This is a genomic window from Corynebacterium sp., assembly GCF_030532965.1.
Classification (GTDB): Bacteria; Actinomycetota; Actinomycetes; order Mycobacteriales; family Mycobacteriaceae; genus Corynebacterium.
In genome coordinates, this window is the sequence record NZ_JAUNKC010000020.1 from 46,579 (window position 1) to 55,849 (window position 9,271).

Below are 9,271 nucleotides of genomic sequence, written 5' to 3' on the forward strand. Positions count from 1 at the left end.
CCCTAACTAGCTTTGCTTTTTAAAGTTACGCCACCTTGCGATCCCGGTAGCTGGTGTACAGACCCCGTGCCGTAAGCAGCAAGCCCAACAGCAGGATCAAACCAACACCCTTCGCACCCGTCGCAGGTAACTGACCAATGATACTGTCCTTGTAGTTCACAACATTCGCAGTGAGAACTCGACCAGCCTGGTCCACCTGAACTGGCTGCGGTTCCGGATTACGCATGTAGCCTTCTGGAGCCTTGGTCTGAATCACGCAGAACTTCAAATCACCATTAGAGTTCGAATATTTGGTTGGGACGTTGAAACCTAGCGCTTTAGACTCGCCCTGCTGGGCCCCGCCGAAGTCTTTAGACTCAATCTTGGTCAAGATTTGATTTCCTTGTGCGACTTCATTCATAGGGACTGGATCACCTTGGACACGCCATTTGTTATTGCCAGTGTCCTCACAGCGATAAAGCTCAAATTGCCCACCAGCAACGTTTTCGCCAGGCTGCGCGCCATCTGCAGTCAAGTTAACAGTCAAATCACCAAAGGTTGTGCTTGTCGGCTCCCCCTGAACCTTGGTGTCTAGCTGGAGCCCGTTCGGCAGCTCAACACTTGCAAAGTTGGTGATAATTCCAGTTCCCGGAACCGAGTTGACGGTGGCAGTGAAAGATACAACAACTTTCAGCTCTGGCTGTGCTTTACGCAACTCCATCAGTTTATTGAAGCCGTCCTGATTGAAGGTCAGGCTTAAATTCTGCCCCGCCGCTACTTGTTGATAGTAGTTTCCGTTGGTGAGGTCTTCATTCACGCCACCACCAGCAACAGCTTTGACACTCACAACGTTTGCAACACTCAGGTCTTGCACCAAGGTATCCAGAATCGTAAACCTGCTGATTTCTCCGGGTGGAACAGGAGCGCTGATCGTGTAGCTAAGAGTATTTCCGACCGTTGCGTTTATCGGCTCAACAGTTTTGGTTGGTTTTACTGGCTGGCCCTTTGGAATCACATCGCGAGAATAAACCCATTTTCCAGAGGCATCGGTTGTAGGAAGCACGACAAGGAACGGCTTTGCTACCGAATATTCACCACTTTGCAATTCGGTAACACGATAAACACCTGCAGTAAAACCTGGGTTGGTGGTTTGATCGACAGTGACTTCTCCATTACCGGTAGTCTTGACCCGAACAAGCTCCTGGACTTGTGAGTTACCCAGTTGCTCCGCCGTCATATCCTTAAGAAGCTGAAAAGCTTTGTCCGTATTCAGTGCAACATCTTGGCCTTGATCCCGAAGCGTGATCTTTTCGATCTTGAACTCCGCATCATTAATGCCTGGCAATAAAGCTGCCGCCTGAGCGTCATCTAACGGATCACCCTGACGCTTCTTAATCGTCAACGATACTGGCTGGTTTAGATCCATGGTGTGCGCCGCTGAGCGAGGCGCTGGATCATTCTGCTGGGCGCTGGCCAGTGGAAATACAACTGGATTAAATACGGTGCCTGAGAAGGCTACAACGGCTGCGGCGATTACTGCCGCGGTGCGGTTTCGCGCGTGGCGAGTCCTTGACATCACATTCCCTTGTCGTAGTAGAAACAACGACGCCCGAGATGGGCGATCGCAAACTTGTGCGTTCAGTTGTGGGCACTTTTCGGAAAACCCACCCAACTTTAAGCTTAAGTTTAGTATTTACTTAATATAATTAGCAAATGTTCGACATTTCAATCACACCCGTCGATAAGCACAGCGCAAATAACCAAATGAAATAGGGTATGTGCAGTCTTGCTTGTCGGGCAAGGTGATTGAAAATGTTAAGAATTTGCCAATTTTTCTGTTAGCTACACGTGCTTCCCGGCGCCCGGGAGGCGTCGAAAAGCAAGTGCATTAACTCACGGCCTCGCTGCGGGCGGAACGGATATACCGCACCACCGCGAAACCAAGAACCGCAAGCCCCAGCAACAGAATCAATACCAATGTGCGGACACCGGTATCCGGTAGTTGCCAGGCACCGCCAAGCGGAAGCCGAATGACAGTGGTCGATGCGGTAGCCGTCAACCGATTGTGAGTATCGGTGGCGGCGGCGGTCGCATGGCCCTCGTGTGTTTCCATCACACCCGGTTGAGCCAACGTCATGTCCTTGTAACACGTGTGGCTCGCGCCGGGGTTAAGATCCGGAACCGTGCACCCCGCAAGCGGACTGTTGTCCTCCGAGATCATGATCCCGCGCAATGGGGTCGCCCCATCATTGCGCACCGTATATTCCACGGTGGCGGTAGTCGCATCAGGCGGCAGCACGATCGCACCAAGAATGCCAGCACCGGCGATGCTGCGGGTCAGACTCAACTGCGGATAACTATTGCGGATGCCCATCCGCCACCGGTCGGTATCGGCAGAGGAGTCCCCCACTTCAGCGACAGGCTGCACCGTGACCAGTGCGGTTTCGTTCTGTGGCGGTTGTTGCGCCACAAGACCCGCGCCGAAATCCCAGTCGACGGTTGGGGTGCTGCCGTCACCGGTGCCGCCGTGCGTTTCGGTAATCGAACACGCCGAGCCGACAGGGACGTCCGTTACCCGCAAGTCCCGGCGCGGGCTCACGTCACCGGCGGAGACCGCGGTGCCGCAATCGACAGCTACCGGGAATTCCGTTTTTGGTGCAGTACCAGCGATCGTCTTACCGACGGTGACGTCCACTTTGTCGCGGATTAGTTGGGAAATCGCAAACAGTGGAACGGAGTCGACGTCGGTGAGCTCATCGACGGTGAAGGTGAAACTGTGCTTGTTCCAGGCCGCAAGGATTCCATCGTCGATGGAATAGTCGCCGAATTCGGCGACGTCACCGTCCGGCTGATTGCGCACCACCTTATCGCCCAGCGCGAAGACCGTCGGCGGAACGCGGTGCGCCGGCGAGCCCACTGCTTTGAGTTCCGGGCGCGGGTCGAGCGCCGAACCGCCCGCAGTCACCGTGCACTTGGCACCGATTGGCAGGTGATAGACCGGATTATCGGTGTCCATCGCAACACGGGACAGGTCGGTGAGCTGCAGGAGGTGCGGCTGCTTCGCCCCTGCCACCGTCACGGTTGGTACCGCAATGTCGACCTTGTGTCCATCGTGGACACAGTGGAATTGCAGCTGCGTGTCGCCGTGCCGCAGGGAGTCTTCGCCAGCGGTTGCAACGATCACCTCGTATGGAGTGGTTGCTCGGGTGACGTGGTTCGTCATTGTCAGCCGCTGCGGGGTGGCGTCGTCAAGCGATGCCGTGACCTGGGCGTCGGGCTGCGGCGTGATGCTAAAGCCCTGCGGCAGTTGCTGATCTTGGGATTCGGTGATCGTGCAGACCGATCCAATCGGCGCACGCATCTTGCCGACGGCTACCGCGTCCGTGCCGGTAAAGCGCGACAATGGCATGGTTGCTAACAGGCCGGAGGAATCCACGGCGGTGGCATCGGGGCTCGCGCAGGTAGCGGTGAAGGAAAACTCAAGGTCCCGCGCCGCGCGCTTTAAAGCATCGAGGTGATTGACAGCACCGGTGACCTTCTTGGCGAAATCCACTTGCCCCATCCGCCACTGGTAGCGGGCGGCGTAGCTGACCCGGTTGGCATTGCCGGTGCCGCCGTGATCGGTGACGGTGCGAAAGCTCGGCGAGGCATTGGTGGTTTCGTCGGCGGCGTCGCTGCCGGAAGCCTCAGATGTTTGCCCACCATCGGTGATGGTCCACCGGACCGCGGGATCTAAGTAGGCGGTACGCTGATCCTGCGCCCCGTCGACGGTGAACCCCACTTCAAGGGCGGCGTTGCGCGCTGCGACCTTACATTCAAGGCCAGCAGGCACGTCCGCTACCGGGTTATCCCCCGGTTGTAGATCCACCTGTCGGTTAAAGACCTCCCGGCCACCGTGGGTACACGTTACCGTCGCGGCAGCAGTCGCGGTTGCCGGGATAACGGTACCGCCGACGGCGGCATTATTGGGCACATCGAAGCTGGTAGCAACCGTTATTGAGGTTGCAGCCCGGTCGAAGGTATTGGTGAACCGAACCTCCTGGTTATCCTCAGTGGCGGCGAAGCCAATGGTGGAATCGCCAGTACGTTCCAAGGTGACTGAAGCTGTTTCCACCGTGACGGTGTCCGGCAGCTGTACCGCTCCTTGGCTGGCGTTGCACTGCGAGAACGCCGGAACGGTAATCTGCGCAGCGGCCGGGTCCCGCCCCATCGAAACCACATGCTGCTGTTCCGTCCCGTTAGGCAATTGGCAGGTGATCGACGCGTTGGGCTCGAAGTTCTGGGTCTCTGGATAATCCGCGAAGACCCCCAGTTCTGGGCGCTTTTCCACATTGGTCACGGCGAAACCGACCGTGCGCATGACGTACTCATAATCGGCCTGGATATTGATGACGGAGTTTTCGTCGGGAATCCGAATCCGATAAACCTCAAGCTTGCGGTTATCGGTGACGTTGGTATCCGCCAGGCCCGTTAGCCCAAGCGAACGTACGCTCAAGGCGCGACGCCCATCGAGGCTACGGTTGCCGGAGTCCTCCGCCATTGTCACCGCGCAGTCACTAGCCGCTGGAACTTCCTCCGGGGTAAATTGCACCCGCGGCGAGTCGGGGCTTAATTCAAACACTCGACTGAAAATGCCGATGATTCCCGGGCGGCTGCATACCACGGCGGTGGGAATTGGTTGCGCCAATTCTGGATTAGTACCAAATGTGGCGGCAACGGTCAGTCCTTCACCGAGATAGGTGTAATTAACCTCCGCGTTGACGGTGTTATCACCCTCCTGGATTTCCACGTTCGGCACGACCGGTACCTGTGCGCCAATTCCCGGCGGTAGCCATAATCGATCAACCGTCACTGAACATGTATTGCCAACAGGAATCTGCAACTCACCAGCGCCGTTTGTCACTAAATCTTTATGCTGCCCATTAAATCGCAATGCCGTCGGAACACCCGCTGCCACGGTGGTGGAACCAGCCAATACAATGGTGAGCGGACCATTCGGACCATCGAGCGTGGTGACGCCGCAATTGTATTGCAGCGGGTAGGCGGAGATAGTCGAATGGTGCGCGGCGGGACCAACATTGGTAATGGCTACCCGTAATGGTGCCGTTTTATGAATGTACTTGCTGGTTAACACCACTTTGTTTACACCCGGTTTCAACGGTTGGATGTGGTGTGGTGAATTCCGGATAGCTTGTTTTGCCTGGGAGTTTGTCAGAGTGTAGCGGGTACTACCGTCTACACGTTCCACGGTGGTTTCACCTTCTTGGACCACCCCGTTCGGCAAGGTTGGGTCCACTTCCCACACGAAACAGGTGGCATCGTATGGGATATGGGACGTTGTTTGCGGGTTCGCGGTGGCATTGATCCGGCCCTCCAGGGGGTGATCAATGCCAGGAATGTAGCACCGCCATTGAACCACGGAGGAAGTAGCAGTTAGTCGGCTTGCAGCCGGGCCGGTATTGATCTTGGAGATTTCCAGTACGTTGTTTTCTAGACGCAACCGGGGTTTAACCGTCATATTAATGACTGCGTCAGAGACAGTGCTGTCCGGCAGTCGAATATCAAAAGTGAAAACACCATCCTTTGGATTGCCTTGCAACACCCCAGGTATTTCTTGGTTGTTGTACTCCAGCGACACCGAATCAATATAACCAACCCGCTTTTCCTCCTGGCTGCGGTTTTGGTCATAGGTGATAATACATGTCTTGTTTATCGCCAATGCTTCATTAACCGGCAAAAAACGCGACATGTGGTGATAGGTCAACTCCGCAATATGTTCAGGCAAGTTTTCGCAACGAAAACTAATACGAGCATCATGATTGTCATGCCGTACAGATCTTGTTTCAGAATCAATATATGACAGCTCAGACTTCAATTGAACATTAATCTTGTCGTTCACAACCTCGGAATGAGATACCAATTGTGTGGTCGTTGTTCCAACAGCAATCGCTTCGTGCGGCGACACAACGGTATTGTTGACCCGATACGTCAATTTCTGGGTTGCTGGTCCACCAGTCTCGGTAACTGTACACCGGGCGCCAATTGGCAAATTAGTGATGTTGAAACTTCTACCAGCCTGCACCGTTCGACTACCAGATAAAAGGCGCGGAGCTACGAACTCATACCCCACCAGAAACTGAGGATCAGGAGGTTCGCAATTCCACTCAAACCGAAAATCCTCTTCTCGAACATTTGAGTGTTTTGTCTTAGAAACTCTAATTACCCCAGTGCGTGGATATCTCTCTCCCCAGATAACGGTGCACTCAACAATACCGTCTTCAGGAACATCAACAGACGCCGTTGTTTGTGGCCTATTTGATTCAGTCGTTATTTCTGCAGGTATTGGCACTTTTTCTGCACCGGGTCTTTGTTGCTTTGTGCAATGCCATTCGGGCCGGTACCGAGCTAGAACTTGCTCATCATTGCTAACGGTTTTAGACACAGTTGAGAAAAATTCAAGTTTTTGTCCGGCAGTCCCAATGAAGCTAGAACCTTTTTGCGCTGGATTGGTCCTACTCAATACCGTCTGAGTGCTCCCTAATGGTGACCGTACACCAGTTGTGGCATCAACAACCCGAGTTTCTATTCTAAAATCGGAATGTCTAATCTTACGCCCAGACGCATCCAAAACTTCATTTTCTGCTTGCCGCGTTACTTGGACGTTGGCACTGACTGTACGTACTTGTACAGCAAAAGCGACTCCCTGATTTTGAATACCACCAAGCGTTACTTCAAAGTCCTTAGGATTTTCAACTTTTGCAAAGAAAATACCACTACGCTGCGCACCACGGTGACCGGGACGGGCCGTACCACCCAAGCAGTACAAATCATACTGATAATCTATTGTCCTTCCGGCTTCTCTCTCCGATTGGGAAAAATCTGTTTTTATCCCACCACCGCAAGTTGGGGCAGCTGGTATTCCTGAATTTTGTGGAGCTTCGGCCGAAGGAAGCTGAGTAAATCTACCGCCTGCAAAGGATTTCAAACCGATAAATTCTGGAGCAGAATTAACCCGATCGTTTGTCGTCGATTCACCGTCTGCTACGATCAGTGAGAACTGTGGACGCTGCCCATCAATGTGCTCAAACCTAATATTCGAAAATCGAATCCTCGGATTAATCCCTGTTGACGTAGAACGCTGTCGCCTAGTGGTACCAAGCACGGGTTCATGATCGCTTCCGGATTCTGGAACAAAAAACCTATGATGCACACCATCAGCCTCGACTGTACGACCGAATAGAGCTTTATCCCAAGTAATTTTCGTGGCAGTATCCACATAACGATCACCGCTACGATTCCGGATACTAGAAGTCGTTGGATTAAAGGACTCGCTTCCCACAACTAGATCGCGCGCCTGCATAGATCTAATTTCTGAGCCTTTGTCAAGCACATTGACTTTGAACCGTAATACATATGGGTCTAGCCGAATTTCCATGTCCGACCCAACGGAGCGGGCTTGTTCGAAATCAAAGTCCTTGAAGTTGATCCAACATAATGATTCATTTAATTCGCTCGTCGCCCCCGTGAATTCGCGAAACTGACATTTGGCTGGGTCGAATGATTGTGTGTTTGACTGAGCACGCACTGTCGGTGCAAATACAACACTTTGTCCCATTAGCCCAAGCAGCACTACCGTAACAAAGATGGCAATATCAGCCAGAATGTGACGTATCCGCAACGTAAGAGTCGGCATGATCAATCTCCTTTTCTAGCCAATTAGCCTTAAACCGTATAAGAATTGCCGGGACGCTGACTCCGAATAATCCGCCATCCAAGAAACAGAAGAAGAGCGCCGAATCCAATAAACAGAGTTAACGCTGAACCAGTATTCGCCAAGGATAAGCGCTCGTTTTTCGCATGTATGGTATTGGAATTTCCACTTCCCGAGTTAATTCCCGCATCGGATTCCTCGAAAAGCGGTTCAAGATTTGGCCGGGTTCGCGTCACAATGACACGAACGACATTAGATTCCACTGCTTGGCTAAAGTTCGGGTCAGAATCGGGATTTCGTCCATCGGTATATAGATAAGCTTTATTGACCAAAACATGCCGCTCTGGATACCAATCATCAGTTTGCACGGTTAAGGTGGCTCGAACCGTAATTAGCGGGTTATGTATGCGTAACTGGGCTAGTGTTTCCAATCCAATTCGATCAAGTTCCACTTCCACCCGAGCACCGTTAACCCGGACCGCATGGCTTAGTAGTACTCCGGGTTCCGATCTGTCATTAAATTTTGCATCCGAAGTGCTCAAAGACACAGCCTGATACGCATGCACGTTGACCCCCACAAGCTCTTGCCCGTCTACTAGTTCATCAATAAATAAGAACCGATGCAGCCGATTGTTAGCGTCGGGTAACGGAACGTTTGCATCTAGCGCGTAGCGGAGAGTCCCGCTAGAAGAAACGACCTCGCGGTCCGCATGTTTAATGAGAATTTGCGGTTGGTGTTTTGTATGAATTTCTACCACATCTGAAAAAGCATCGGTCGGTACAGATACTACAAATGGTTCTGTAACTGAATAAGCTATATCGCCGCGCCTAAATGGCTGTTCCTCCACAACGTATACTCCTGCTGATAAACCCATAAAAGACGCCACGGCGTGACCATTTTTGTAAACTGTTCTTTCGAACCGATCAACACCAATCCGCGGTAACCGAATCGCTGCGCGTAAATCCAATTCCGACAGCTGTTTTTGGCCTTCTTCAGTGGTGGGGTCAATGTTGCTTACCTTGCGTAATCTGAAACTAACCCCTTCCTGCACAACACCCGGGTAACCAGATTCGCTGATTGTCTTATATACTTGAACGGAATACGGCCCAGCCAATTCGTTAGCTCTAGCGTTCACCGTTGAAACCATGACGAACAGGCCTACTAAAATTGCGCAACTTAACAACACATTGAGTTGCAATCCGACTGAAAAAATAGGCAGTTTCGTTTTCATCATAATTCCATCGCCCCAATTGTTGATGGTGCATTTTGTCGTCGTACACCAAAGCCCATCCACCAAGCCAAATACCCAAAGATGCATGCTGATAGTGCCACGGACAGCGTCATCCACCATTGCCACGGTAAAGTAGGTTGGTGCGACTGGTTGAAGTCATTAGGCACTTCCGTTCGTTGGCCACGTACCAACAACCGATGTGTATTAACTCCATACGGAGTGCAGGTGACCAAGGTGACGTAATCTTGATCTATTACCGGACGAATGTCCTCGATCTGATTTGGAAGAACCTTTTTATAGCGGTCTCATTTCAAAAGCTTAGGTTGTTTGGGTGTGTTGGTGGTGGGGT

Annotated in this window: 2 protein-coding genes and 2 pseudogenes; all 4 read right to left on the reverse strand. The window is 52.4% G+C overall.

Annotated elements, in window-relative coordinates:
* Positions 1-25 precede the first annotated feature (25 nt).
* The gene (locus tag Q4D85_RS09750; RefSeq protein WP_303200056.1) at positions 26-1,555 is read right to left on the reverse strand and encodes a SpaH/EbpB family LPXTG-anchored major pilin; all 1,530 of its coding nucleotides are present in this window, start codon (positions 1,553-1,555) and stop codon (positions 26-28) included.
* A gap of 312 nt (positions 1,556-1,867) precedes the next feature.
* Entirely contained in the window at positions 1,868-5,728 is a 3,861-nt protein-coding gene (locus Q4D85_RS09755) for a DUF5979 domain-containing protein (protein WP_303200050.1), read from the reverse strand.
* A gap of 195 nt (positions 5,729-5,923) precedes the next feature.
* Positions 5,924-7,672, reverse strand: a pseudogene (locus Q4D85_RS14525) (DUF5979 domain-containing protein); the annotation flags it as partial.
* A 1,249-nt stretch (positions 7,673-8,921) separates the two neighbouring features.
* A pseudogene (locus Q4D85_RS09760) lies at positions 8,922-9,209 on the reverse strand (hypothetical protein); the annotation flags it as partial.
* Positions 9,210-9,271: the final 62 nt, after the last annotated feature.

Excerpts from the sequence above, each read along its gene's own strand:
- Q4D85_RS09750 (WP_303200056.1), bottom strand. The coding sequence starts at position 1,555 with ATGTCAAGGACTCGCCACGCGCGAAACCGCACCGCGGCAGTAATCGCC.
- Q4D85_RS09755 (WP_303200050.1), bottom strand. The coding sequence starts at position 5,728 with ATGTCGCGTTTTTTGCCGGTTAATGAAGCATTGGCGATAAACAAGACA.